This window comes from Aeromonas sp. BIGb0405, assembly GCF_024807335.1.
Lineage (GTDB): Bacteria > Pseudomonadota > Gammaproteobacteria > Enterobacterales > Aeromonadaceae > Aeromonas > Aeromonas rivuli.
On the sequence record NZ_JANUEP010000001.1, the window covers coordinates 671,436 to 698,083 of the forward strand.

Consider the following 26,648-nt stretch of genomic DNA (forward strand, 5'->3'; position numbering starts at 1 on the left):
CATGCCTGTTCGGCAAGGGTGGGACTCAAGGGTGCCATAAAGAAAAACGGCTCAAGCCCCGAACCAGTGCATCCGGTATTGGCCATGACCGGTCAGGGGATCCGGCTCCTCGCCATCGATAACGAAGCCATGCTGGCGGTAGAAGCGCACCGCAGGATCGTTCTCGGTGAAGACCCTGGCATGCAGGCTGGTGACCTGGGTCTTGGCATTTTGCAGCAAGGCATGGCCTATGCCCCGCCCCTGGCTATCCGGGCGCACAAACAGAGCGGCCAGATAATCGTCGACCAGGGCGATGAATCCCTGCAGCTCGCCATCGTCTTCATAGACCCACACCTCGGCCCGGGTCAGGTAACGGCTGCGCAGCAGCTCCTGAGCCTGCCACCAGACGGAGGCATCGACAAAATCGTGGGACTGCAGGGAAGCCAGCAACCAGATGTCCATAATGGCATCCATATCCTGCGCCCGACTCGCTCTGAGCATCTCTTCATCCTTATCCGTCAGCCAACTCTGGCAGTCTAGGAGACCTCGACTGCCCCTTGCTCGGCCAGCACCCTGGCCTGTGAGCGCCGTCCGATTTTTCTCACCGGAGTGATTGGTCGATCACAAAGCGCCGCTTTGCAGTACAATGCCCGCCGGACAATCTTTACGACCGAGGACGCCATGTGGTTTAAAAACCTGCAGATTTATCGCTTTACCCGCCCCTTCGAGCTGAGTGTCGACGAGCTGGAGACCCAGCTTGAGGCCTGCGCCTTTACCCCCTGTGGCAGCCAGGACATCTCCCGGTTCGGTTGGGTCAAGCCCCTCGGCAAGTTCGGCGCCACCCTGACCCACTCGGCCGCTGGCCACATCCTCCTTTGCGCCCGCAAAGAAGAGAAGATGCTGCCCGGCAACGTGGTCAAGGAGATGCTGGCCGAGAAGGTGGAAGCGATCGAATTCGAGCAGGGCCGCGCCCTGAAGAAGAAAGAGAAGGAGGCGCTGAAAGAGGAGATAATGCATACCCTGCTGCCGCGCGCCTTCAGCCGCACCAGCCAGACCTTCGCCTGGATAAACCCGGCCGACAACCTGATGGTGGTCGATGCAGGCTCCGCCAAGAAGGCTGACGATCTGCTGGCCCTGCTGCGCAAGAGCATCGGCACCCTGCCGGTGGTGCCGGTAGCCCTCAAGAATCCGCCCGAAATCACCATGACCGAGTGGCTCAGCGAGGGGAACCTGCCCGCCCCCTTCACCCTGGAAGATGAAGCAGAGCTGCGCAGCGCCATGGAACATGGTGGCATCATCCGCTGCAAGCAGCAGGATCTGATGACTGACGAGATCAAGAATCACCTCGCCAACGACAAGCTGGTGACCAAGCTGGCCCTGAACTGGGGGGAGACCCTGAGCTTCGTGCTAGGGGACGATCTCTCCATCAAGCGCCTCAAGTTCAGCGAGGAGCTGCGCGAGCAGAACGACGATGTGACCAGCGAGGATCCGGCCGCTCGTCTGGATGCCGACTTCGCCCTGGTGACCGCCGAGCTGGCCCAGTTCATCCCGGCGCTGTTCGCGGTGCTAGGTGGTGAAGAGCAGTCCATCTGAGCGCACTTGCCAGTATCTGTCGCAAACCCTCGACCAGATGATGAAAAACCGCCCTCGGGCGGTTTTTTTGTCCATGAAATCGGCAGCCCCTGGCAACCCAGTCCATTCAGAGGGCGCCGCGATCCTGCAACAAGCCATGGATCCGTTCGGCCAGCACCCTGTATCCCTCGCCATTGAGGTGCACCGTATCGGACTTGAGACCCGGGCTGCGCAGCAGTTCACCTATGCTGCTGTCGTCCAGCACCAGCTGATAATGTTCCGCCAGCTCGCCATAGAGGGGAGCGCCGTCGCTCAACAACGACTTGCGCGGCACCGCCACCAGCAGCAGCTGGGCACCGCTGCCCTGCACCGCCTCTATCATGGCGGCGAGATTGGCCTTGAGCGCGGGTTCGCCACTGTTTCGCAACCCCCTCCAGCAGGATCACCAGGCCCGGCCTGTGCTTGACCAACAGGGCCGGTAACCGCGCTCGGCCCGCTTGGCTCAGCTCCCCCGACACCCCGGCATTGACGACGGGGCGGCCACTGAGACTCGCCAGCACACTGGGGTAGCTCTGCGAGGGACTCGCACCCCGCCCCTCGGTCAGACTGTCCCCAAAGGCCAGTATGGTTTCCCCGGCCGCCAGGGGTCTGAACTGGGGCTCACCACAACCGGCCAACAGCAGGCAGAGCAGCCCTATCACGCCTCTTCTCATCCTCTCCTCCCTGACCACCGCCACCCTGGTTCATTGATAGATTTGTAACCACTTGAGTATAAAGACAAACTTTCCATAGAGCCTCGATTGTGCCACATTCTTTATCCCTGTAGGAAAAACAGACAAGGAGAGTGTCATGTTCCTCAAACCCCTCAGCCTGCTGGTCACCCTCGGCCTGCTCGCCGGTTGCGCCTCTCAGGAAGCCTTCCATTATTCAGTGCCTCCCCAGACCCTGCTCGCCCCCGAGGCTGCCAGTGGCTGGACCGACAAACAGGGCTGGCAAGGCAAATCCTTCATGGTCGCCGCCGCCAACCCGCTGGCGGTGGATGCCGGTTATCAGGTGATCAAGGCCGGTGGTTCGGCGGTGGATGCCGCCATCGCCGTACAGTTGGTGCTGACCCTGGTCGAGCCGCAATCCTCCGGCATAGGGGGTGGCTCCCTCATGCTGGTCTGGGACGGCCAACGAGTCAGCGCCGTGGATGGCCGGGAGACGGCGCCAGCGGCCGCCACCGACCAGCTGTTTATGAAGGATGGCAAGCCGATGGCCTTCTATGAGGGGGTCGTCGGTGGACGCTCGGTCGGGGTACCCGGCACGGTACGCGCGCTGGCCCTGGCCCATCAGCAGTATGGCAAGCTGCCCTGGGCCAGCCTGTTCGAGCCAGCCATCACCCTCGCAGAGCAAGGGTTTGCCATCAGTCCACGACTCGGCACCCTGCTGGCCAAGGAGCCCTATCTTGCCAGGGACAAGGAGGCCCGCGCCTACTTCTATCAGGCCGATGGCACACCCAAGCCTGTGGGGACCCGGCTCACCAACCCGGCCCTGGCCAAGGTATTGCGCACCCTGGCCAGTGAGGGGCCCGACGCCTTCTATCGCGGTCCGCTCGCCGACGCCATGGTCGCCAAGGTGCATCAGCACCCGGATAACCCGGGGGTGCTGGCGGCAAGCGATCTCGCCAGCTACCAGGCCAAGCTCAGGGAGGGTCTCTGCTTCGATTATCGCCAGAGTGAAGTCTGTGGCTTCCCGACCCCCTCCTCCGGCACCCTGGCGCTGGGACAGATCTTCGGCATGCTGGAGAGCCGTGACATGGCAGCCCTCAAACCCGTGCAGGGCGCCGATGGCCAACTGAGCGTCAGTCCGCAAGCCATTCACCTCTATAGCGAAGCGGCGCGCCTCGCCTTCGCCGATCGCAACCAATATGTGGCAGACATGGATTTTGTCAGCGTGCCGGTGGCTGGCATGCTGGACAAGGGCTACCTGGCGCAACGTGGAGCACTTATCAGCGACAAGTCTATGGGCATGGCCAAACCCGGCACACCGCCCATGGCCATTGCCCGTGGCCTGGATGCGACCCCGGAGTTGCCCTCCACCAGCCACATCTCCATCGTCGATGAACAAGGCATGGCCGTCTCCATGACCAGTTCCATCGAAGACGGCTTTGGCTCAAGGTTGATGGTGAATGGTTATCTGCTCAACAACGAGCTGACTGATTTCTCCTTCACCTCGGTGGACGCCGCCGGACTGCCGGTCGCCAACCGGGTCGAGCCAGGCAAGCGGCCACGATCCTCCATGTCGCCCTTGCTGGTCTTTGATAAAAAGAGCAAACAACTGGAGATGAGCCTGGGTTCCCCGGGTGGCTCGGCCATCATCAACTATGTGGGCAAGACGCTGCTCGGCACTCAGGACTGGGGGCTCAACTTGCAGCAGGCCATCAATCTGCCCAACTTCGGCAGCCGCAATGGCCCCACCGAGCTGGAGCAGGGACGTACCCCTCAGTTTGTGGTCGATGCACTGCGGGCCCGGGGTCATGAGGTGGTGCTGAACGAGCAAACCTCCGGATTGCAGGGGGTTGAGCGCAATGCCCAGGGTTGGTTTGGCGCCGCCGATCCGCGTAGGGAAGGGATAGCCAAGGGTGAGTGACGCAGGATCATGACCCCATCCATGCATCATGCGGGCTAGCAAGGTGCCCATACCAACGAGGCCACCCAAAGGGTGGCCTCGCTGTTTATCGGGAAATCAAAGACCTCAGGGGTTGCTGGCGGTCAATGCGGCCGGGGCGGTTGTCTGGGCCAGCAGCCAGTGCTGGCGCTCGATACGCTCCAGGGCAGCGGGCTGCACATCCCCTTGGGGGACGGGCGCCACGGACCAATTGGGCAGCGGCCACCAGGGCAGGGTCAACAACAAGACAAACAGGCTAGCAAGATACCAGGCCATGGGAGGCTCCTGTATGACGCTTATTCTGATTGGGGCGCCTGTTGCAGCACACCCCCAAGGTTACCTCATGATGATGCCTCTTCCCTGTGACGGCAGTGTTACAACAGGTCGTGCTTATCCAGCAGGCGATAGAGGGTTGCCCGAGAGATGGCAAGCTGGCGGGCAACCTCCTCAAGGCGATCGGGAAAACGGGCGAGCGTTTGCTGCAAAACCTGGCGCTCGGCCGCCTCACGCACCGCCTTGAGTGATCCATCAAACAGCAAAGACTCAGAATTTGACAACTCCAGATCCTGCGCCTCTATCAAGGGGCCTGTACACATGACAGCGGCACGCTGCACCCTGTTGTGCAACTCACGCACGTTGCCGGGCCAGCCATAAGCCTGCATGGCTTGACGCGCCTGATGGGAAAATGTCAGCGACCTAGTTCCCTTCATTTCGGCCAATACCTCGTTGGCGAGCAGCTGCACATCATCTCGCCGATCCCGCAACGCTGGGGTTCTCAGGCGCACGACATTCAGCCGATAGTAGAGGTCCTCACGAAAACGCCCCTGCGCAACCGCCTGCTCTACATCTATATTGGTTGCGGCTATCACCCTGACATCGACACTGCGCGAGGCGTGACTGCCGACCATCTCGATACACTGCTCCTGCAAGAAGCGCAGCAGAGTGACTTGATCCTCCAGGGGCAGCTCGCCAATCTCATCGAGAAACAGGGTGCCACCATCAGCCGCCTCTATCTTGCCAATCTTGTGGGCCTGCGCTCCCGTAAAAGCACCTTTTACATGGCCAAACAGCTCGGACTGGATCAATTGATGAGGCATGGCGCCACAGTTGACCGCCACAAAAGGCCCCTCCTCCCCGAAGGTACCGTAGTGCAACTCGCGCGCCACCAGCTCCTTGCCCGTACCACTTGGCCCTGTCACCAACACGGGTAACCGGCAGTGTTGCAGTCTGGCAATCTGTGCTTTGAGCTGAACAATCGGCTCACTTTTCCCCTGGATGATCCGCATCTTGGCCGGTAATGGTGGACGTTGGCACTCGATGAGCCGTGCCATTCCCAGGGCATGACCCAGGCTGTGGCACAAACGGGCGGCATCAAGAGGAAAAGTATGGAAATCATGGAAACAGGCAGCCAGCAGATTACGCAACTTCTCACAAGCCAATAGCTCCCTATCGACCAGCCCTATCCAGAGGCGATTGGGATGTTGGGTAATGAGCCCGCGCAGAGCTTCATTTTGTAGCGGATCAATAGCCACCAGCACCAAGGGAAAGTCACCATGACGCAACTTCTCTTCCGCTACGCTCAACGAGTGGGCCCGAGATAAACGCCACTCCCCCTGAGCAAGCAACGTCTCCAACACAGCACATGGATTGATAACCAGCAGTGCTTCTTCCGACATGTTGAAACCTCCTGTCGTCCGTGCCGACTGCGACGCTAGCCTGCGACCACCTTGTTATCGGCATGCAGGTAGAAATAAAAACTTGATATCAAACGACACCGTCTCAATGAACTAAGACGGGATAACTATAACCTATCCCGGATATAGATTAATGACACAACAATAATGAGACTCGAGATTTAATGATGAGAAAGAATAAATTCCAAAATAAACAAAAGCTTATTCATTATAAAAAAGACCATATCTCACTGGTGAGATTAAATGACACAGCCAACAATAAATTATCATCTTAAAAACAATAGCTTAAATAATGGCACAAGCATTGCTTTACCTCTTTCGCCCCTCTTGTAGCATGGAGAGAAAGAGTGAAAACATATATTGCATTGGCTGCTTATATTTTATTGCTATTCACAGCCCCAACCAGAGCTGAAAACCAGGTCAATTTAGGCCAGCAGGCTCTGAGTAATATCAGAGGAAGCATGGGGGTGAATATGGTGTCCGGCAACAATAACCAACAAGGGAATCTTGCCGCCATCGCAATCTCGGGTCCTGCCATCATCCAGTTTAGTCAGCAAACCCAGGCTATCTCTGCCCTCAATGGAAACCAGCGCGTTGCCATTTACGACTCCGCACTGAACCAAAGCAAGGGGCTCATTGGCATCAACCAAGGAGCAGGGGAAGCCAATCAACAGGTAAACGCTTTTGCACTATCCCTTGGGGATGACACTGGGGTAGGCACGGTGACCGATATCAATCTCAGTACCAGCGTCGCGACATTGCCCACAGGCAAGGTACCGGCGAATACGACAAGCAGTATTTATCTGGATGGCAACGCCCTCGCAGGAAGCAAGGGAGTCATTCAGGTTAATCAGGTCACGGGACAAGGGAATCAAGCGGTAAACATGGTTTCCCTGCCTTTGACCGGTGCAGTAACGGCATCGCCTTGATGCCGCAGGGACAGGAGGTTAAACCTGACACTTCACCGCCATGCCCGATGCTCAATCTATAGATCGGAACGCGGATACAGGAGTCACAGGTGAGGCCCCCATGGCAAGCTCAATGGAGAGACTCATTATGCGTGGACTTATATACAGCTCATTAGCCGCCGCGGTCGTCATGGCCATGTCGGGTACCGCATTCGCCAATGAAAGAGGCGGTGACAGGGACGAAACGGGCGCCACCCTGACCAAGAAGGTCAAGGTTGAAGTGGATGTTGAATATGAAGGACGGGTCAACGTCGGCGGATCCATCAATGTCAACAAGCTGGGTATGGCCGTGGTGGATAACCAGCAATCCAGCTCTATGATTGGCACCTCCAACTACAGAACCGAAAACAAGAGCCAGATCGATAACGCCTTCAAAGGGGCGGCAGGTAACGTCGGCGCCAACGTGGCCGCCGGTGACTCCAACGTGCAGGGCAACAGCGCCTCCCTTGCAGCCTACGATTCAGCTGACGCCGAGTTCGTCATGGGTCGTGGTTACCCGGGCCAAAGCGGTTCTGCCGGTGGATCATCTGATGCAGAGATCTTCTCCGATCAGAGTGCCGGTCATAACCTGACCACCAACATGGGTCATCAGAACAAATCTGGCATCGGCGATGGCGCCTTCAAAGACGCGGCAGGCAATATCGGGGTGAACGTGGTTTCCGGCTCGGGTAACGTCCAGGCCAATAACATGGCTGCCACTGTCTCCACTGGCAACATGGCCGTGGCCACAGTCGCCAATAGCCAGAACGTATCCCACAACGCCACCTCCAACACCAGCCTGAGTGCAACCAAAACAGTGGCCTACAACCCTGTTTACCTGAAGCTCAACGCTCATGGCAGCTATGAGGGCGATAGCAAGCAGTCCAATGATGTCTATCCGGAAGTATGGATAGATGGGGATCACAACCCCGGGGCACAAAAACAGCTTGGTCATATCGACTTCGATAACGATAACAAGAAAAACCCTGGCAAGTTCGAGTTCGAGGAAGAGGGTGACATCAAGCTGAGCGGTTCTGTGTCTGGCTACATTCCTGTGGTCAACACCTACACCAGTCGTGAGACCTTCAACCACGCCAACATCAATGGTGGGGCCTTCAATGGCGCCGTGGGCAACATTGGGGTGAACGTGGCATCTGGCACCAACAATCTGCAAGCGAACAACCTCTCGCTGGCCGCAGGTTTCGCCAAGTAATCAGTCTGCACAGGGGGCTTCAAGCCCCCTTTTTACACGCGAGGAGGAGACGATGCGCTGGTTACTAATCTTGTGTCTCTGTCAGGGTGCCTGGGCGGCCAATCTGCCCATAGGGGAACATCTCCCGGCCCTTGGCGACTTCAACAAGCCGGTGCAGAGCATCATGGAACGGCGCTTCGCCAATATCGAGCGTCAACATACGGATTTCAGCTGCGGCGCCGCTGCCGTGGCAACCATATTGCGTTACTCCTACGGCCAGGTGACCAATGAACGCTGGGTCATGGATGGCATGATGGCCATGGCCGATCCGGCTTTGGTACAGCGTTATGGATTTTCCATGCTCGACATGAAGCAGTATCTGCAAATGCTCGGCATGCGGGTCAGGGGCTATCGACTTGGTGACGAGAAGCTGCGCCAGGTGAGAGTGCCAACCATAGTGTTACTCAATATTCGTGGCTATCAGCACTTCGCCGTACTGCGCGCCATTGATCGACAAGATCGCGTCTATCTGGCCGATCCCGCCCTGGGAAATCGCATTATCTCGTTTGATGAGTTCAAGAAGAGCTGGAACGGGATCCTGCTGGCGGTGATTGGATCCGGATATCGTCCGGACGCTCCCCTGGCCAATCCATCCCCCCCTCTGTCAGTGCGAGGAAAAGATGGCCTGTTTGCGCCCATCAACGAGACCTCCCTGCTGGAGTTTGGTTTTCAGCACAGGGAGCTAATGTGAGGCAGTTATGAGCAACCTACATTCCGTTTGGCTTGCCTGCTTGTTTGCAGGCATGACCGGCCCTGCGCTGGCAGCCTCGGATCCACTGGCCAACCTGTCGGAGCACTTCGCCCCGGAGCTTGGCGACAGTGAACTCGCCAATCTGCGCGGTCGTTACGCCGGGCCTCAGGGGATCCGCTATTTCGGGATCGAATTTATCTCGACCCTGACCACGGCCCAGGCGCAGCAGACGGCAGCCATGAATCTGACCCTGAGCGTCATCCAGAATCACCCCAACCTCGACATCCGCATCAAAAATGATGCCAAAGCGGCTGTGTCCACGCCTGCCGCCAGCAACATCAATGGCTCGGGTCTGGTTCAAGTGGTGCAGCTTCAAGGCAGTGGTAATAGCTCGGTCAACCAGACCGGCATCACCTTGACAGCGCCACCGGTGACGGGCCAGAGCGTAAACACTGGCAATTATGAAAGTCAGGGATCTCTTGGTACGGCTAGCTACCGGGTCTCGGGCAATTATGCGGGACTGCAACTAAACTCGGCCGATGGACACGTTCAACTGGAACAGAGTCTGCGAGGAGACAACTTCAGCCGGGGCTTATTGCAGCTTAATCGAGTCAGAGGAGATGGTTTACGGGCACTCAATCAGACCCGGATCTGGCTCTCCCGTTAAAGTAAGTAAACCCTTGCTGATTGATCCTGCTCCATTGGATGGCGTTGATACAAAGACAATAAACAACAAGGATGGATCCGATGAAACAGTCTGCCATGGTGTTGATTGCGCTGGCACCGCTCAGCTGCTGGGCGGCCAGTGCGGAAGAAGAGGCACTGCAACAGCAACTCGATCTGCTACGCCAACAACTTATCCAGCAAAATCAGGCGCTTCATCAGCTACAAGCGCGTCTGGAGGCCGTTAAAACCAGCAAGACAGCGGGCACAGCCGCCGCCACGGGGGCCGTGGCTGGTACGGCCGCCACCGCATCAGCCCCCCAAAATGAAGCGACTCGCCGTACCCCGGAGGCGGGGCGCAGCACGGAAGACTTGATGATCGAGCAGCATAATGTGTTCGATCGTGCCTGGGTGCTGGACTTCGGGCTCTCCTATCAACATTACAACCGCAAAGACCTGGCCCTGCGTGGTTTCCTTGCCCTTGATGCCATCTTCCTCGGCGAGATCAATCTCGATCGGGTACGTTCCGATCAATGGGTCGCCGATCTCGTCACTCGTTATACCCTCAACGATCGCTGGCAGCTGGAGCTGGCCGTACCCTACATGCTGCGCAGCACCAACTACCAGACCACGGGCAAGGAGAATTCCAGCCGCGATTTCGAAGAGCAGAGTGTCACGGACGGCGGCTTGGGCGATCTGAGCATGGCTGTCTACTATCGGGTGCTGGCGGAGGATGAAAATTGGCCGGATCTGGTCTGGAACATACGGGCCAAGGCACCGACCGGCCGAGATCCCTATGGCATAGGAGTGGATACATCGGAATCTGGCAACCTGATCACCCCCAAAGAGCTCGCCACCGGCAACGGCCTATGGCAACTATCTACCGGCTTCTCCGTGGTCAGAACCCTGGATCCTGCCATCTTGTTTGCCAACCTGAACTATGGCCATAGCCTCAAAGGCGACTTTGACGATGTCTCCTATCTGCCTGGCGATCAGCCCGGCAGCATACAGATTGGTGACTGGTACGAATATGGTCTGGGGGTTGCCTTTGCCCTTAACGAGCGTTTCAGCCTCTCATTCAACATCAACCAACGCATCACCCTGGAATCCGAGCAAGGCGCCGAAGGCTTCCCCATGGAGAAAGTCACAGGCTCGGATGCCAATGCCGCCAGCTTTGGCATGGGGGCGACCTGGGCCATGACAGACAAACTATCCATGGCCGTCAACTGGTCGGCAGGGCTGACTACTGATGCTCCTGATTACAACATAGGGATACGTTTCCCCTATCGTTTCTAGCACCAACATCGAGGTTATCGCCCCCACCCAGGCCGGGGAAAGTACGCTTTCTCCGGCCAGCGAAGAGGTCGGGCCAGCTAGTCATTTAACTACATACTCCCCATCAGCCAGATCCGTGACGCATCTGTCATGTATGGGCTAGCCCCCAAAAACGCCATTATTTTAGGCCCTAAAATCTCATGGCTACGAAAACGTTATCGCGCAAAATGAGGCATTTTTGGCTCAAAACGTTGTTTCTGGATCATAAAAAGTATCCAGAAACTGGTGTATATTACTCGGCGGAAACTCCTTAACCATGAAGACTGACATGAAAAAGACCAAAATCGTCTGCACCATAGGTCCCAAGACCGAATCCAAAGAAATGCTGGCCAAGATGCTGGATGCCGGCATGAACGTCATGCGCCTGAACTTCTCTCACGGTGACTACGCCGAACACGGCGGCCGCATCAACAACTTGCGCGAAGTCATGGCAGAAACCGGCCAGCAAGCCGCTATCCTGCTCGACACCAAGGGTCCGGAAATCCGTACCATGAAGCTGGAAGGTGGCAACGATGTCTCTCTGGTCGCCGGCCAGACCTTCACCTTCACCATCGATCAGACCGTAGTTGGCAATCAGGACAAGGTCGCCGTGACCTATGCCGGTTTTGCCAACGACCTGCGCGTCGGCAACCGTATCCTGGTTGACGATGGCTTGATCGGCATGGATGTTATCGAAATCACCGAGCGTGAAGTCATCTGCAAGGTGCTCAACAACGGCGATCTGGGTGAGAACAAAGGTGTCAACCTGCCGGGTGTCTCCATCAAGCTGCCGGCCCTGGCCGAGAAAGACAAGCGCGACCTCATCTTCGGCTGTGAGCAAGGCGTTGATTTCGTTGCTGCATCTTTCATCCGCAAGCAAGAAGACGTGCTGGAAATCCGTGAGCACCTGAAAGCCCACGGTGGCGAGAACATCCAGATCATCTCCAAGATCGAAAACCAGGAAGGCCTGGACAACTTCGACGAGATCCTGGCTGTCTCCGACGGCATCATGGTCGCCCGTGGTGACATGGGTGTCGAAATTCCGGTTGAAGAAGTGATCTTCGCCCAGAAGATGATCATCACCAAGTGCAACAAGGCTCGCAAAGTCGTTATCACCGCGACCCAGATGCTCGACTCCATGATAAAGAACCCGCGTCCGACCCGCGCCGAAGCCGGTGACGTGGCGAACGCCATCCTGGACGGTACCGATGCCGTCATGCTGTCCGGTGAGTCTGCCAAGGGCAAGTACCCGCTGGAAGCCGTGACCATCATGGCCACCATCTGCGAACGTACCGACGCCGTGATGCCATCCAACCTGTCTGCTGCCAATGACAGCAACAAGCTGCGCATCACCGAAGCCGTCTGCAAAGGCGCTGTCGAGACCTCCCAGAAGCTGGATGCCCCGCTGATCGTGGTCGCGACCGAAGGCGGCAAGTCTGCCAAGGCCATTCGCAAGTACTTCCCGACAGCCTGGATCCTGGCCATCACCACCAACAAGAAAACCGCTGCCCAGCTGGTGCTGACCAAAGGCGTGGTGGCTCATGTGGTTGACAGCATCGCCTCTACTGACGATTTCTATCGCATCGGCAAAGACGCTGCGCTGCAAAGCGGCATGGGTCTGAAGGGTGATGTGGTCGTCATGGTCTCCGGTGCCCTGGTACCGAGCGGTACCACCAACACTGCCTCCGTTCACGTACTCTAATCCGTGCTGAACCGATGAAACGGCGCCTGCGGGCGCCGTTTTTTTTTATCATCCCCTCTGCTTGATGACCGAGGCGAGTGCTAGAATCTCGCGCAATTTATCAGTGATCGGATCCATCCCGTCATATGGTCACCAACGGAACCCCTATGCTTTCACTCATGTTCAAACGAGTCGCCACCCTGCTGTATCTGCTCTCCATCCTCGCAGTGGGCCAGGCCCTGGCTCAGGATCTTCCCCAGCAGGGAACGATCCAGCGCCAGCTCGAGACCCTCTCCAAATCGGACAACCTGACAGTCAGCCAACAGGCTGACAAGACGTTTCTCAGTGAAACCCTCGCCCTGCTCGACAGCATCGACAAGGAGAATGCCAAGGCCAAGATACAGAGCCAACGTCTCAGGACGCTCCCCTCGGATCTCAAGGAGATCTCGGCAAAGATCGATGAACTAAACAAGAGCAAGAGCCCGGAGCAGATCGCACAAGAATATGCGACCATGAGCCTGGAGGCACTCGAGAGCCGCCAGCCAGAAGTGATGACCAGCATGCAGGATGCCCAGGAATCCCTCGGCACCATTGCCAGCCAGATAACCAACCTGCAAACCCTGCCAGAACGTGCCCAGAGCACCATGAGCAAGGCGTATCAACGTAGCCAGGAGATCCGTTCCCGCCTCAATGCCGGGGATGCCGTGAGCAGTGCCGAACGGGGCAAGCTCAACGCGGAGCAAGCACTGCTCGACCTGCAACTCGCCTACCTGCAAAAGGAGCTGGATAACAGAACCAGCATGCAGGATCTCGCGGTCAAGCAACGGGATTATCAAAACGCTCGCCTGGCACTGGAAGAGCAGAAACTGCAGTCCTTGCAAAATGAAGTCAGTAGCAAGCGCCTCGGCAACACTGAAAAAACCGCAGAGCAGACTGGCGAGCTGGTCGCCAGTCTGAACAACCCGCTGATCCAGAAAGAGCAGGAGGCCAATCACCAGCTCAGCAAGCAGTTGATCTCCGCCACCAATAATCTCAACACCCTGATGCAGAAAAACCTGCAGGCCAAGAGCTGGCTCGAACGGGGCACTCAGACCGAGCGCAACCTCAATGAACAGGTTGAGATGCTCAAGGGTAACCTGCTGCTCTCCCGCATCCTGTATCAGCTCTATCAGCAACTGGAGGCGGCCCCCACCAGTGCGGTCAGCAACCTGGAGGAGCAGATAGCCGATCTGCACCTTGCCCAATTCGAACTGAGCCAGCAGCGGGATCAGCTGTTCCAGAAGAACCAGTTCCTCGACAAGCTGATCGAGACCAGTGGCCTGGCCGTCAGTGCCGAAGACAGGGAGAACCTCTCCCTCCTGCTCGACACCCGCATCTCGCTGCTCGACCAGCTCAATCGCCAGCTCGATGCGCAGTTGACCAACGCCATCAGCCTGCAGCTGACCCAGCAGCAGATCAAACGGATCTATAACTCCATCGAATTGACCCTGCAGCAACACATCTTCTGGGTGAGCAGCAACAAGCCAATCGACAGCAAATGGCTCCTCTCCTGGCCGAGCCAGGTGGCCAAGCAGATCAGCGACTGGACCCTGACCCCCAAGGCCTGGCTGGATGTGCTGGTTGCCGTCAGCCTGCTGGCCCTGCCGCTGCTGGTCATCGGCTGGCTGCTGCTCTGGAAGCGTCAGGCCATCAAGACCCGCCTGCAGAACATCAACAAGGACCTTGGTCGTTTCCGTCAGGACAGCCAGTTGCACACTCCCAAGGCGCTGCTGATGATGACCCTGCTCTCCCTGCCGGGCGCCCTCTTCATCTGCGCCGCCGGGCTGCTGCTCGCTTACAATGGTCTGCTCAGCATCAACCTGACCATGCAGATCACCCTCAATCTGGCGTTGGGTTATCTGGTATTTAGCGTCTATCTCGGGGTCATGCGCCCGGGGGGCATCGCCGAGAGTCACTTCCGACTGCCCAGGGAAGAGCTGGCGAGCAAGCGCAAGCATTTTCGCTATCTCTGGTTCACCCTGATGCCACTCATCATGTTGTCGACCAAGGCCGTGATCGAGCCCTCAACCCTGGGCAATGACGCCCTGGGCCAGGCGCTGACCCTGATCCTGCTGGGCGCCACCGCCTGGATGCTCTATCCCCTGTTCAGGGCCAGGATCAAGAGCGGTGTCAGCATGTTGCAGTCGATGCTCTCCTTCCTGCTGCTGCTCACCCCCATAGTGCTGATAGGCCTGGTGCTGTTTGGTTACTACTACACGGCGCTCAAGCTGACCGGCCGGCTCATCGAGTCGTTCTATCTCTTGCTGATATGGAGCCTGGTCTATCGTACCGCCCTGCGCGGTCTGGAACTGGCAGCCCGCCGTCTCGCCTGGCGCCGTGCCGTGGCCAAGCGTGAGCACAGGGCGCAAGAAGATGCGGAAGGGGGCGACGCTATCGAAGAGCAGCCCATGGCACTGGAAGAGGTGAGCCAGCAATCCCTGCGCCTGACCCGCATCGTGCTGCTTGGCATCTTCGGGGTCGCCTTCTACTGGCTCTGGTCCGATCTTATCGCGGTATTTACTTACCTCGATAGCGTGGTGCTCTGGCACAAGAGTGAGGGAACTGGCGCCAATGCCGTGCTATATCCCGTCAGCCTGAGCGATGTCCTCACCGGCCTCTTCTTGCTGGGGGTCGCATGGTCCCTGGCCCGCAACCTGCCCGGTCTGCTGGAGGTGCTGGTACTCTCCAAACTCAAGTTGGCCCAGGGCTCGGCCTACGCCATCACCACCATGCTCAACTACGTGCTGATTGGGGTGGGCACCCTCACCTCACTGGCCATGTTCGGCATGCAGTGGGAGAAGTTGCAGTGGCTGGCCGCGGGGCTCTCGGTCGGTATCGGCTTTGGTATGCAGCAGATAGTCTCCAACTTTATCTCCGGCATCATCATACTGTTCGAGCGCCCGGTGCGGATCGGCGATACGGTCACCATTGGCACCATATCCGGCACGGTCAACAAGATCCGGATCCGCTCAACCACCCTCACCGACTTTGACCGCAAAGAGGTGATCATCCCGAACCAGCAGCTGATGATAGAGCGGCTGATCAACTGGTCCCTGTCCGATACCGTCACCCGGGTCATCGCCCGGGTCGGGGTCGCCTATGGCTCGGATCTGGAGCTGACCCGTACCTTGCTGAAGCAGGCTGCCCATGAGAACAGTCGGGTGCTCAAGGATCCCGAACCCCTGGTCTACTTCCTTACCTTCGGCGCCAGCACCCTGGATCATGAGCTGCGTTTCTTCGTGAGTGAACTCGGCGATCGCAACCCCGCCATCGATGAGCTCAACCGCACCATAGACCGCCTGTTCAAGGAGAATGGCATAGACATCTCCTTCAACCAGATGGATGTCTATATCAAGAACCTGCAAGGGGACGAGCAGAAGATTGCCTCTCACCCCGCCCTCCCCCGTGAAGATGGCAAAGCCGTCTGATCCTGACGGGTGGATCACTGACCAAGGGAGGCCCTGCTGCAGGGCCTCCCTTTTTTGTGGCCGTTCAGGCGGGTCATGCCATGGCTTGCCCGCGCCTCAGCAATCAATGCCAGGACAGGCACCACCATTGCATTTGCGAAATGGGCCCCCATCTAATGGATTCAAAAAAGGACTATACAAAGGATGCTGTCATGGATTACCTCTACGCCGTGGTGCTGTTTGCCATCTCATCCTCCATCACCCCCGGCCCCAACAACATCATGGTGATGACCTCGGGGCTCAATTTCGGTGTCAGGAGAAGCTTGCCACTGCTGGCCGGGATCTGCGTCGGTTTCGCCATCATGCTGTTGCTGGTTGGCCTGGGCTTTGGCCAGCTGTTCAGCTTGTGGCCTGACCTGCATCTGCTTATCAAGGTCACAGGCACCCTCTATCTGCTCTATCTCGCCTGGTTGATCGCCCGCTCGGCCGGGATGGCGACGGGCAAGGAGCAACAGCAACCGCTCTCCTTCATCAAGGGGGCCCTGTTCCAGTGGGTCAATGCCAAGGCCTGGGTGGTTGCCACCGGCGCCATTGCCGCATTCACCACAGTGGGTGCGAGCTTTTACAGCCAGAATCTCACCATAGCCCTCACCTTCTTCATCGTCTCCTTCCCCAGTGTCGGCATCTGGATGCTGTTTGGCTCCCTGCTAAACCGCTGGCTGCAACATGACCAGGCCCGCCGGTGGTTCAACTACACCATGGCACTCCTGCTCGTCCTCTCGGTGGTGCCGGTGCTCGGCGAGCTGCTAGCACAGCTCGGATAAGCCCCTGCGGCAACGGCATCAAAAAGAACAGGCCCCGAAGCGGGGCCTGTTTCATAGGGGTGATTGCCATCACCTGATGCTGGTTGATGCCACCTTAGCTGCAGGGGCCAATCAGCTTCCAGGGATCCCCGGCCGTGGGCAGGTTACCGCTGCTCCACCACTTGGCCTCATAGATATTGCCGTTGTAGGTCACCTTGTTACCCGTGGTGTAGACGGAGCCGGTTGCCCAGTTCGCCGGGCAGGTGGTGCTGCTGCCAGGTTCGAAGCTGACCGACAGGCTATGAGCACCATTCAAGGCATTGAAGGTGTAGCTGCCGGCCACGGCCTGAGCCACCCCATCGACGCTCAGGGACTTCACCTTGTAACCGGTATTGGGCAGCAGGGTGACGGTAAAGTTGGTGCCGCCTTTTCCTTTCAGAATGCCGTTCGCCGGTGCAGGGGAGACAGTACCGCCCGCCCCTATGTTGACGCTGATGTCGAAGAAGACGGGGATGTCGATGGTGGCTTCGCTGTAATTACCGCTAAAGCCGGCGAAGTTGGCGGCCGTGATGGTGTTCACCGCCGTGTTCTTCAGCACTATCTTCTTGGCATCGCCCTTGGCATAAGGCTCCACCAGGGTGATGACCACATCACTCCCCTCCTGAGTCAGCTTGATGCCGGAGAAGGGCACCGGCTGATTGCTCGGAGTGGTGATGACCGTCTTGGCCGGATCGAAGCGATTGGCCACCAGGGTCATGTTCCAACCCCAGTTCAGCGAGCTGAGCGGCACTATGTAGCCGAGGCGATCGTAGCTGCCGGTGACATTGCTGAACATCTCGGGTCTGATGTCGTTGAGGGTCAGTCCCACCAGCTCGTAGGAGGAGTAGATGCCGCCATCTTCCGCCTGCGGGCCCATCACCACCGAGGTGGCCGTCTCATAGGCTTTCAGGTGTTTGAAGCCGATACCGGCACTGCCCGCTATCTTGTCGACCGCAGGATCGAAGCCCTGCACCACCTGCTTGCCCGAGTTCCAGGCCAGGGTATAGATGTCGGACTTGGTGATGACGGCGGCCGGATTGGCCTGCACAGAGGCCGCGCTGACCCCCTTGAGTACCACCCGCTGACCGGCGAATTGCAACTCGGCGCCATCGGCTACATCGCCAATGACCAGATCGGCCAAGGGTTCGGCCATGCTCCAGCCACGCAACACGATGAGATCGTCGCCGACCGTGAAGTCGTTGACCGTGGTCAGACCGTTCGCCTGCTCGTTGAGCAGGATCTGATCCTTGCCACCGCCGGTGATGACGGTGTCATTGCCCCAGCCCGCCGTCAGCACCTCATCATAGGGCGAGCCTTGGGTCGTGCTGTTGCCCGGTGTATCGAACAGGCTGTTGTAATCACCAAACTTGTAGACGTACTTGGTGATGCAGGTACCGAGTTCATCGCAGGTGATCTGGTTCTTGGTGAGCAGGGAGCCCACGCCCCAGGCGCCACGCAGGTGCGCCGCGGCCAGGATGCCGGACATGGTGGCCTGCACCTGGATAGGCTGACCATTGTCATCGGTGTCGGGCCAGCTCTTGGCAAGGGCCTGGGCCCAGGTCATGTTGGCGTCCTTGAGCAGCTTGCTGATCACCTGATAGTTGAAGTGCATGGCATCGCGCATCACCAGCTCCTGCTTCTCGGGCAGGCGCAGGTCGGCCAGGGAGTTGATGCCATTCTTGCCGACGAAGGTGCCCTGCCAGCGGTTGACATCGGTCACATAGACCTTGTTGCCGCCCGAGCCCTCGATCTCGGCCAGGGCTTCGGTCTTGCAACCCGCCCAGGTGGAATCCGGCACGAACATGTAGAAGCTGTCGTACTCCTTGCCATCTACCGTCACCTGTTTCGGACTGTAGTAGCCGGCATCGATCAACACGGCCTCACCCAACTGATAACCGATAAAACCCCACGCGTTCAAGGAGTTGTACTGCATGGTCCTGAACATGGCCGCATTCGTCGGGGTGGAGGAGTTATAAATATTGCCCACCCCCAGCTTGTTGAAGAAGCCGCTGATGGTGGTCGGCTCGGAGAGCATGGTGCCGGTGGAGCAGTCCCGCACCAGGCGACCCGGCGCCGTCACCTGGGCATAGGTGTAGACGGGGTTGTCGAGGTTTTGCAGATAGAAATCGGCCAGTGCCGGATTGATACCTGATTCAAAGTTGCGCAGTGCATCCAGGAAATCCTGGGTACCGCCCTTCGCCGCCAAGGCGGGGGCAGCCAATACCAGCAACACGGTTGCCGACACTATTTTCATGGTGGTTTTCAAATCCCGAACCCTCGTATTAGTCCATTAATAACTGGGCAATAGCCCATGAGCTCCCAACCACAGACTCCTAGGAGAAATCCCCCGCCATTCTCATGGCGGGAAAAGCAAAAACTTAACTGACCAGGCTCACCGCCCGGCTCTGCTGGGTAATCAGGGTGCCATTCAATACCTGCGCCGCGGCGCGAGCGCTCTCGGGGCGGGCCGAGTGACTGCACAGGTAGTAGCGCACATCCGGATAGCCGAGCAGGTCGTAGGGGCTGCGCAGCGCCACCACGATCAATTTCTCGACGTCAAGGCTGAGTCGGCGCACCAAGGCCTGAGCCTCCTCTTGGGCGAAGTCTTCGCCGGGCAGGGGGTGATTTTCGGTCACCACCAGCAGCCAGCCATCTCCCACCGCCCCAAGCTGATCCAGGGTCAGGGGTCGCACCAGGCGAGTGCCGTTGTCCAGGGCTGCGAGGAAGTGATCAAATGCTGGTTCGCGCTGATTGGGGCCTATGCCACGGGGATTGGTGAGGTTGTGATAGCTGGCGGCCGGGGTGGCATTGAGCACATGGAGTGGCCCCTCGCCAAGCTCTGGCACCTGACGCAGCCAGGTCAGCGCCTGGTTGGCGCAAGTGTTGGCCACCTTCTGGCTCGCGGCCATGTCGATGGTTTGATAGAGCGCCATGGGCACCAGTTTGGCGAGTTTGAAGGCGACGATGCGCGCCAGAGCGGCATCGATCAGCGCCTCGTCCAAGTCCCCAGCCGCCACCGCGGCCATGATGCCGTGGATCATGGCGAACTGCTTGTCGAGGTAGGAGTCGCTGTGATCGTAATGCTCCTCGGAGAGCATGATCATGTTGATGCCTGCCTTGAGCGCCTGCACCGCCGCCGTGGCGGGGGAGTAGTGATGAACGATGGCGCCCATGTTCATGCTGTCGGAGATGATGATGCCCTCAAAGCCCATCTCGTCGCGCAGCAGATCCTGCAAGATGACCGATGACAAGGTGGCCGGGTGTTGAGCATCTATCTGCGGGTAGAGGATGTGGCTGGTCATGATCAGATCCACCCCCGCATCGATGGCCGCCTGAAAGGGGCGCAGATCCTGCTCGCGCAGCTCATTCAGGGACTTGTCGACCCTGGGGATCTCCCTGTGGGTGTCACCATGGGTATCCCCATGACCCGGGAAGTGTTTGCCGCTGCCGCAGATCCCGCCCTGATGAAGGCCGCGCACCGCCGCCGCCGAGTGCAGTGCCACCTTGGCCGGTCGGTCGCCGAAGGCGCGGCTGTCGATGATGGGGGAGCTGGGATTGAAGTTGACGTCACAACAGGGCCCAAGGATGCAGTTGAACCCGGCAAAGCGCATCTCCTCGGCCATGGTTTTATACATGAGTTCTGTGCCCTGTCCGGTCTCGGCCACGCCGAGGGCCAGGTTGCCGGGCCCGGTGGTGGACTCCCCCACCAGTACCCCCCAGGCCCCCTCCTGATCCACCCCGAGCAACAGCGGCAGACGGCCTTGTTCGGCGCCTATGCTTGCCAGGTCCCGGGTCAACTGCTGCGCCTCGGCGAAGGTGTCGCTGTTGTCCTGGCTGAGGTAGCAGCCCCCCAGGTTGTACTCGGCTATCATGGTGCGCGCCTGCTCGGCGGACTTGCCGGGGAAGGCCAGAATGAACAGCTGGCCTACCTTCTCCTTCAAGCTCCAACCGGAAATGATGCTTGCCACCTTGGGATCTATCTTCATGTTCTCGTCCTTAAGTCTCAAAGAGTTAACTTACTTCTTACGCAGCTGTTTGAGCTGGCCCATGGTGAAGGTGACGGCGACGATGACGATGATGCCGCGCAGGATCAGCTGCTGATCCACGTTCAGCCCCATCAGGATCAGGCCGTTGTTGACCATGCCCATGATGAGGGCGCCGATGACGGAGCCCACCACCATGCCCTTGCCACCAAACAGGTTGGTGCCACCTATGATGACGGCGGCGATCACCAGCATGAGATCGCTCTCCCCCAGGGTGTAGCGGGCACTCTGCAGCCGTCCCGAGTAGAGGATGCCGGCCAGGGCGGCGAGAAAGCCGTTGAGCATCAGCACGTAGAGCTTGATGCGGTTGATATTGATGCCCGAATACATGGCGGAGATCTTGTTGCCACCCGTGGCCAGCACCTGTTTGCCAAAGCGGGTGTTGCGCAGCACGAAGGCCCCGATCACCGTCACCAGAATGGTCCAGATGAAAAGCACCGAGATGGGCCCTATGTCACCCGAGCCGAAGATGAACACATAGAGGTCGTTGTCGATGGGGATCGACTGCAAGGAGGTGGACCAGCGGGCGATGCCGGTGATGATGCCAGTGGTCCCCAGGGTCACCAGGAAGGAGGGGATACCGACCTGGGTCACGAACAGGCCGTTGATGGCCCCTATCATGGTGCCCACCAGCAGCGCCGCCGAGACCGCCAGCAAGATGCTGTCCGTCTCTTGCAGGGTCAGGGCCGAGACGATGGCGCTGAGGGCGACCGTGGCACCGAAGGAGAGATCTATCTCGGCGGCGCTCAGCACGAAGGTCATGCCCACCGCCATGATGGCGATGGTGGCAGTCTGGCGCGCGATGTTCATCAGGTTGACGGAGCTCAAGAAGCCCTTGTCATGGAGCACCACCGAAAAGAACACGAAGATGCCGACGAACACCATGTAGATGATGTAGTCACGCCAGTTGATACGGCTGCCCTTGGGGGCGGCCGGCAGGGTTAAATCTTTCATCCTTGACTCCTCGTTTGTCATTGAACCGCCGCCAGCAGCGTCTCTTCATTCATGCGCCGCCCTTCCAGGCAGGCAACGATGCGTCCTTTGTTTACCACATAAATGAGGTCGCAGAAGCTGGCGACCTCGGCATACTCGCTCGACACGAAGATGGCGCCATTACCGGCGGCGACATAGCTGTCCACTATCTTCATGATCTCGTACTTGGCATGGATATCGATGCCGAAGGTGGGATCGTCGAGCAGCAGCACCTTGGCCTCGGTGGAGAGGCATTTGCCGATCACCACCTTCTGCTGATTGCCGCCGGAGAGAAAACGCACCGACTGCTCGGGGCCGCTGGTCTTGACTCCCAGGCTCTTGATCTGGGCACGTACCATGGCGTCACCCTTGGGTTTGTCCAGGCTCAATCCCTGGGAGAGCCGGTCATAGGCGGCCATCAGCATGTTGTCGGCCACGGAAAAATCGAGTACCAATCCCTGACTGCGCCGCTCCTCCGGCACCATGTTGATGCCAAGCGCGATGGCCTGCTTGGGGGAACGGACTCGCACCGGCTCGCCATTGATGCGGATCTCGCCGCCCTGAATGGGGGTCAGACCATAGATGGCCTCGAGGATCTCGGTGCGCCCGCTGCCCAGCAGCCCCGCCAGTCCCACCACCTGGCCCGGCATCACCTTGAGGGAGATGTCGTGCAGTTGTGAATTTGATACCCCGTCCAGCTCGAGCAGCGCCACGGCATCCGGCGCCGATGCCGGGCGCGGCCAACTCAGGCTGGTGTCGCCCTTGCTGCCGAGCATGGCCTCGACCAGCGCCTCGACACTGGTGTTGCTGGTGTTGGTGGCGAGCACCGTATGGCCATCACGCAGTACGGTCACTGCATCGCAGACCCGCATGATGTCGCTCAAGTAGTGGGTGATGTAGATGATGGACATCCCCTGCCCCTTGAGGGTGGCGATCACCTTGAACAACTCGTTGATCTCGTTGTTGGACAGTGAGGCAGTCGGCTCATCGAGCACCAGGATCCGGGCATTCTGGGCCAGGGCCTTGGCTATCTCGACGAACTGCTGCTGGCCGACACTCAGGCGTCCCACCTCGCAGTTCGGGTCCAGATCGACACCCAGCATGGCCAGCAGGGGTGCGGCACGGCGCACCCTGTCCCGATTGGAGATGATGGCGCCACTCTCTGCCCCCCCCGCCAGGAAGATGTTGTCGGCCACCGAGAGGGTCGGCACCAGGCTCAAGTCCTGGTAGACCATGGCGATCCCCTCGGCCTGGGCCTCCTTGGGAGTCGTGAAGCGGCAAGGTTTGCCAAACAGCCGCACCTCGCCACCATCCCGGCCATGAAAGCCGTTGAGCAGCTTGACCAGGGTGGATTTGCCCGCCCCGTTCTGGCCGACGATGGCATGCACCTCGCCACGCTTGAGGCTGAACGACACATCCTTGAGTACAGGTATGCCGTCAAACCCCTTCTTGATACCACTCGCCTCTATGGCGTACAGCTCCATGTGATGACTCCTTCCATGGGATGAGGCAGCCAGCCGCCCTTGGGCGACGGGCTATGGGCTTATTGACTGAGTGCCTTGGTCACGGCGGCCGGCGGATCCCGCCGCAGGGCCTGCTGCCAGGCCTCGGCCAGGTTGTCACGGGTTACCGCATCGGCGGAGACGGTGACGAAGGGGGGAGTCTGCTCCCCCAGCTTGGCGAGGGCACCCATGGTGGCCAGAGTCTGGCCGAGGTCATAAGGTAAATCCGTCACTATGCCGGCCACGTTGCGGCCCTTGGCCATGTCTAGGGCATTGGCGGCGCCCAAGTCCATGGTGATCACCTTGATGTCACTGCGCCCGGCGGCGCGGGTGGCGGCCACCACCCCCTCTGCGATGGAATCCCAGGGGGCATAGATGGCCTGGATATCCGGGTGTTGGGTAATGAGAGCAGAGGCAACGACCTCGCCATCATTGGCGTTGGCAATGCCCTGCTTGGCGAGGATCTGGATGCCGGGGTGGTGCTTGGCCAGGTTGGTCAGCACCGCCTGATCCCGCTGATTGGTGACGTAGTAATTCGCCTCGTGGTAGATGAAACCTATCTTGCCCTGCTCACCCACCGTCTTGGCCAGCATGTCGGCGGCCAAACCGCCCATCTCGAACAGGTCATCGGTGACGATGCCGGCATAGTCCTTGCCGTACTCGAAACCGCTCGGCAGGTTGCTGATCAGCACCAGTTTGCTGCCCTGCTGCACCGCAGGACGGAAGGCGGCGGCGCCGGAGACGGGATCGACCACCAGGGTGAGAATGATGTCGGGGGACATGGCCATCACGGTTTCCACGTCCGTCTTCTGCTTGTTGGCATTGAATTCGGCATCGGTCACCGCCACCACCTTGACGTTCAGATCCTGGAACTTGTCCTTGGCACCCTTGATGAGGGCACTCGACCAGTCTGAGGTGGTGTGCATCAGGATGGCGGCCGTGTAGTTCTGGGCCTTGACCCTGTCTTGCTGAGCCGTGGTGAGTGTTACCTGGGTATAAGGGGTCGATTGTTCGCCATTGGGCCCCAGGGTCGTGGTCGCCTCGGCGGCGTGGGCCCCGTTGCCGAGCAGCATGGCGGCGGTCAATCCTGCCAGTAAAAAGTGTGAGCGTTTTGCCAACATGGTATTCTCCCTATATCCATTGAGTGGTTGATAGGTATTATCTAGGTGTTTTATAGCCTGTAATGAGATGCACCTCACTAAAGAGCGCGATTTTTTTGCGATTCAGCTCACAATACGTTTAATTTTTGTTAATTAATGACAGAAAAAAACCTGATCGCCTAGGTATTCCATGGATGAGCAGAGCGCGGAGTAGGGGTGAATGAAGGTGACATACGGGGCCCGATCACGAGATGCAGAACTGGAAGGAACATGAGTAACAAGCTGACCGCCATAGACGAGCAGGCGCTCTGCCATCAGCTGCTGGCGCGCAATGACATCTATTTCATCAGCTTCGATGAGCAGGAGCAGGTGGTCGCCTCCAGCTATCCGGTTGACACCCTGACCCTCAACCGGCTCGACGATCTGGTGTTCCTGGTCGGTCCCGACTATCTGAAGGCCATGCGCCAGCGGATCCGGGGCAACCTGCCCACTCTGCGGTTCGAGATCCTCAACCTTGCCTTCGAGCTGTTCGCTCACCACGGGCCGGACGGCACCCGCAGCTGGTGCCTGCAGATCAAGCCAAGCGATAACCAGGACGCCTCCGGCATAGAGCAGGATCACCGGCTCATCAACGAACTCGGTCACTCCCTGGCGGCCCTCAGCGGCAATCAGGGGGCAGCCCCCGGCGAGCAGCATCAGCAGCTGATCGCCCGCCACCTGCCCGAGGTGGAGCAGAAGCTGACCCAGATCCAGGATCCGGCCCTCAAGATGTGCCTGGAGCTTATTCGCGCCAGCATGGAGAAGAGCCTGCACGGCCTGCAGGAGGAGGGAAATCAACGCCTGCTGGAAGTGCTGACCCCCTCTGAGATGCAGGTGGCCGAGTTTATTCGCAGCGGCATGTCCAGCCAGGAGATCGCCAGCGCCCTCAATGTGGCGCGCAAGACGGTGGAAAATCATCGCAACAGCGTGCGCATCAAGCTTGGACTGGCCAACCGCGGCGTGAACCTGCGCAACTATCTGCTCAGTCTGGAAAAATAGTCTGGAAAAATAGCCTGCACAGTCACAACAGACGGGGCTGCTCTGTCATGGGTAAATCTATGCAACTATCTGCCTAGTCTGAAAAAATTGCCTGAGGCAACTTGCATCACCCGCCGCTCAGTCTGGAAAAATGACCCCATGATGGGCGTCAGCGCACAAGGAGAACCCCATGCAACAAGTTGTTTATGTCGCCAATCCGGTCAGCGGGTTGATCCATGTCTTTGCGCTGATGGAGGATGAGCTGGTGCCGCTGCAACAGGTGCAGACCGGGGGGGAAGTGCAACCACTGGTCATCAGCCCGGACCAGCGCTGGCTCCATGCGGGGGTGCGACCCGACTTCATGGTGCAGAGCTATCCCATCCAGGCTGATGGTCGACTCGGCGAACCGAGCTCGGCTCCCCTCGCGGGCAGCGCCTCCCACACCTGCACCGATGCACGGGGCAGACTGTTCTTCGCCGCCTCCTACGCCTTCAACCACGTCAGCGTCTCCCCCATGGATGCGGCGGGTCGGGTGCTGGCGCCCCACCAGCGCATCGATGCACTGATGGCCGCCCACTCGGTGACCCTGCTGGCCGATGAGCAGGGTCATCAGGAGCTGCTGGTCGCCTGCCTCAAGGAGGACGTCATTCGCCGCTTCACCCTGGGGGACGATGACCTGCTGGCCCCCCACCCCCTTGGTGACATTCACACCGCCCCCGGCGCCGGTCCGCGCCATCTGGCGCGCCACCCCGACAACGGTGATATCTATTGCCTCAATGAGCTCGATGGCACCCTCAATCGCTACCACCGGGAGGCGGATGGGCATATCAGCGCGCGGGAGAGTCTGGACATGCTGCCCGAGGGTTATCAGGGAGAGCGCTGGGGGGCCGACATCCACCTGACCCCGGATGGGCGTTTCCTCTATACCAGCGAGCGGGCCAGCAGCCTGCTCAGCCTGTTCGGTATTGACCAGGAGAGCGGCGCCCTGACCCCCCTCACCCACTTCCCGACCGAACCGTGCCCCCGTGGCTTTGCCATCGACCACAGCGGGCACGCGCTGATTGTGACCGGGCAGGATTCCCAGGATGTGGCCCTGCACCGCATCGCACCCGCGACGGGGCAATTGAGCCTCGCCTCCCGCCAGCCGGTGGGCAAGGGGGCCATGTGGGTGAGGATATTGAAGCTCGACGGACGCCCCGCCTGAGCGCCCGAGGCTCACGCGACCTCAGTCGCCACAAAGAGAGGCGGCGCTCAGATAGAGCGCCGCCAGCGGGAAAGATCAGC

Annotated in this window: 21 protein-coding genes and 1 pseudogene; 12 read left to right on the forward strand and 10 right to left on the reverse strand. The window is 59.1% G+C overall.

Annotation, left to right across the window (positions count from 1 at the left end; translation table 11 throughout):
* Nucleotides 1-51 precede the first annotated feature (51 nt).
* Nucleotides 52-480: an N-acetyltransferase gene (locus tag M2366_RS03170; protein ID WP_042040373.1), complete on the reverse strand. Its 429-nt coding sequence runs from the start codon at nucleotides 478-480 to the stop codon at nucleotides 52-54.
* A gap of 180 nt (nucleotides 481-660) precedes the next feature.
* Here M2366_RS03170 and rdgC point away from each other — a divergent pair, with 180 nt between their 5' ends.
* Nucleotides 661-1,572, forward strand: coding sequence for a recombination-associated protein RdgC (gene rdgC, locus M2366_RS03175; protein WP_042040372.1), 912 nt, complete (start codon nucleotides 661-663; stop codon nucleotides 1,570-1,572).
* 106 nt (nucleotides 1,573-1,678) lie between these two features.
* Here the strand turns inward: rdgC and M2366_RS03180 are convergent, their stop codons facing one another.
* Together M2366_RS03180 and M2366_RS03185 are read right to left on the reverse strand one after the other, a co-directional pair.
* The gene (locus M2366_RS03180) at nucleotides 1,679-1,978 is read right to left on the reverse strand and encodes a hypothetical protein (RefSeq protein WP_259269112.1); all 300 of its coding nucleotides are present in this window, start codon (nucleotides 1,976-1,978) and stop codon (nucleotides 1,679-1,681) included.
* A 19-nt stretch (nucleotides 1,979-1,997) separates the two neighbouring features.
* A pseudogene (locus tag M2366_RS03185) lies at nucleotides 1,998-2,264 on the reverse strand (GDSL-type esterase/lipase family protein); the annotation flags it as partial.
* 136 nt (nucleotides 2,265-2,400) lie between these two features.
* On the opposite strand from M2366_RS03185, the gene ggt reads away from it, so the two are divergent.
* Nucleotides 2,401-4,182, forward strand: coding sequence for a gamma-glutamyltransferase (ggt, locus tag M2366_RS03190; RefSeq protein WP_259268936.1), 1,782 nt, complete (start codon nucleotides 2,401-2,403; stop codon nucleotides 4,180-4,182).
* Nucleotides 4,183-4,287: 105 nt separating this feature from the next.
* Here the strand turns inward: ggt and M2366_RS03195 are convergent, their stop codons facing one another.
* Together M2366_RS03195 and M2366_RS03200 are read right to left on the reverse strand one after the other, a co-directional pair.
* Nucleotides 4,288-4,476 (reverse strand): hypothetical protein, encoded by a 189-nt coding sequence (locus M2366_RS03195; RefSeq protein WP_224432452.1) that lies wholly within the window; start codon nucleotides 4,474-4,476, stop codon nucleotides 4,288-4,290.
* 98 nt (nucleotides 4,477-4,574) lie between these two features.
* Nucleotides 4,575-5,876 carry a sigma-54 dependent transcriptional regulator gene (locus tag M2366_RS03200; protein WP_259236394.1) on the reverse strand — a complete coding sequence of 434 codons (1,302 nt, stop codon included), beginning with the start codon at nucleotides 5,874-5,876 and terminating at the stop codon, nucleotides 4,575-4,577.
* Between the two features lie 365 nt (nucleotides 5,877-6,241).
* On the opposite strand from M2366_RS03200, the gene M2366_RS03205 reads away from it, so the two are divergent.
* The 8 genes from M2366_RS03205 to M2366_RS03240 all read left to right on the forward strand — a co-directional run bounded on the left by M2366_RS03205 (nucleotide 6,242) and on the right by M2366_RS03240 (nucleotide 16,712).
* Entirely contained in the window at nucleotides 6,242-6,823 is a 582-nt protein-coding gene (locus tag M2366_RS03205; protein WP_224432450.1) for a hypothetical protein, read from the forward strand.
* 127 nt (nucleotides 6,824-6,950) lie between these two features.
* A complete protein-coding gene (locus M2366_RS03210) occupies nucleotides 6,951-8,054 on the forward strand; it encodes a hypothetical protein (RefSeq protein WP_224432449.1) in 1,104 nt (367 codons plus the stop codon).
* 52 nt (nucleotides 8,055-8,106) lie between these two features.
* Nucleotides 8,107-8,784 (forward strand): C39 family peptidase, encoded by a 678-nt coding sequence (locus tag M2366_RS03215; protein WP_042040366.1) that lies wholly within the window; start codon nucleotides 8,107-8,109, stop codon nucleotides 8,782-8,784.
* Nucleotides 8,785-8,791: 7 nt separating this feature from the next.
* On the forward strand, nucleotides 8,792-9,451 hold the full coding sequence (locus M2366_RS03220; protein WP_259268937.1) for a hypothetical protein: 660 nt from the start codon (nucleotides 8,792-8,794) through the stop codon (nucleotides 9,449-9,451).
* A gap of 80 nt (nucleotides 9,452-9,531) precedes the next feature.
* Nucleotides 9,532-10,743: a transporter gene (locus M2366_RS03225; RefSeq protein ID WP_224432447.1), complete on the forward strand. Its 1,212-nt coding sequence runs from the start codon at nucleotides 9,532-9,534 to the stop codon at nucleotides 10,741-10,743.
* A gap of 307 nt (nucleotides 10,744-11,050) precedes the next feature.
* Nucleotides 11,051-12,463, forward strand: a complete 1,413-nt coding sequence (gene pykF / locus M2366_RS03230; RefSeq protein ID WP_259268938.1) for a pyruvate kinase PykF — start codon at nucleotides 11,051-11,053, stop codon at nucleotides 12,461-12,463.
* 146 nt (nucleotides 12,464-12,609) lie between these two features.
* Entirely contained in the window at nucleotides 12,610-15,909 is a 3,300-nt protein-coding gene (mscK, locus tag M2366_RS03235) for a mechanosensitive channel MscK (protein WP_259268939.1), read from the forward strand.
* Between the two features lie 191 nt (nucleotides 15,910-16,100).
* Nucleotides 16,101-16,712, forward strand: a complete 612-nt coding sequence (locus M2366_RS03240; RefSeq protein WP_259268940.1) for a LysE family translocator — start codon at nucleotides 16,101-16,103, stop codon at nucleotides 16,710-16,712.
* A 94-nt stretch (nucleotides 16,713-16,806) separates the two neighbouring features.
* On the opposite strand, the gene M2366_RS03245 is transcribed toward M2366_RS03240, so the two are convergent.
* The 5 genes from M2366_RS03245 to M2366_RS03265 all read right to left on the reverse strand — a co-directional run bounded on the left by M2366_RS03245 (nucleotide 16,807) and on the right by M2366_RS03265 (nucleotide 24,368).
* The gene (locus tag M2366_RS03245) at nucleotides 16,807-18,984 is read right to left on the reverse strand and encodes a carbohydrate-binding protein (protein ID WP_232301920.1); all 2,178 of its coding nucleotides are present in this window, start codon (nucleotides 18,982-18,984) and stop codon (nucleotides 16,807-16,809) included.
* Between the two features lie 124 nt (nucleotides 18,985-19,108).
* Nucleotides 19,109-20,716: a glycoside hydrolase family 3 N-terminal domain-containing protein gene (locus tag M2366_RS03250; RefSeq protein ID WP_259268941.1), complete on the reverse strand. Its 1,608-nt coding sequence runs from the start codon at nucleotides 20,714-20,716 to the stop codon at nucleotides 19,109-19,111.
* 30 nt (nucleotides 20,717-20,746) lie between these two features.
* Complete coding sequence (locus tag M2366_RS03255; RefSeq protein WP_084218170.1) at nucleotides 20,747-21,727, reverse strand: ABC transporter permease; 981 nt, start codon at nucleotides 21,725-21,727, stop codon at nucleotides 20,747-20,749.
* A gap of 17 nt (nucleotides 21,728-21,744) precedes the next feature.
* Complete coding sequence (locus M2366_RS03260) at nucleotides 21,745-23,229, reverse strand: sugar ABC transporter ATP-binding protein (RefSeq protein WP_042041526.1); 1,485 nt, start codon at nucleotides 23,227-23,229, stop codon at nucleotides 21,745-21,747.
* Nucleotides 23,230-23,288: 59 nt separating this feature from the next.
* Entirely contained in the window at nucleotides 23,289-24,368 is a 1,080-nt protein-coding gene (locus M2366_RS03265; RefSeq protein ID WP_259268942.1) for a substrate-binding domain-containing protein, read from the reverse strand.
* A 249-nt stretch (nucleotides 24,369-24,617) separates the two neighbouring features.
* On the opposite strand from M2366_RS03265, the gene M2366_RS03270 reads away from it, so the two are divergent.
* Nucleotides 24,618-25,385: a LuxR family transcriptional regulator gene (locus M2366_RS03270; RefSeq protein WP_259268943.1), complete on the forward strand. Its 768-nt coding sequence runs from the start codon at nucleotides 24,618-24,620 to the stop codon at nucleotides 25,383-25,385.
* A 169-nt stretch (nucleotides 25,386-25,554) separates the two neighbouring features.
* Nucleotides 25,555-26,568: a beta-propeller fold lactonase family protein gene (locus tag M2366_RS03275; protein ID WP_224432440.1), complete on the forward strand. Its 1,014-nt coding sequence runs from the start codon at nucleotides 25,555-25,557 to the stop codon at nucleotides 26,566-26,568.
* The last annotated feature ends 80 nt before the right edge of the window (nucleotides 26,569-26,648 follow it).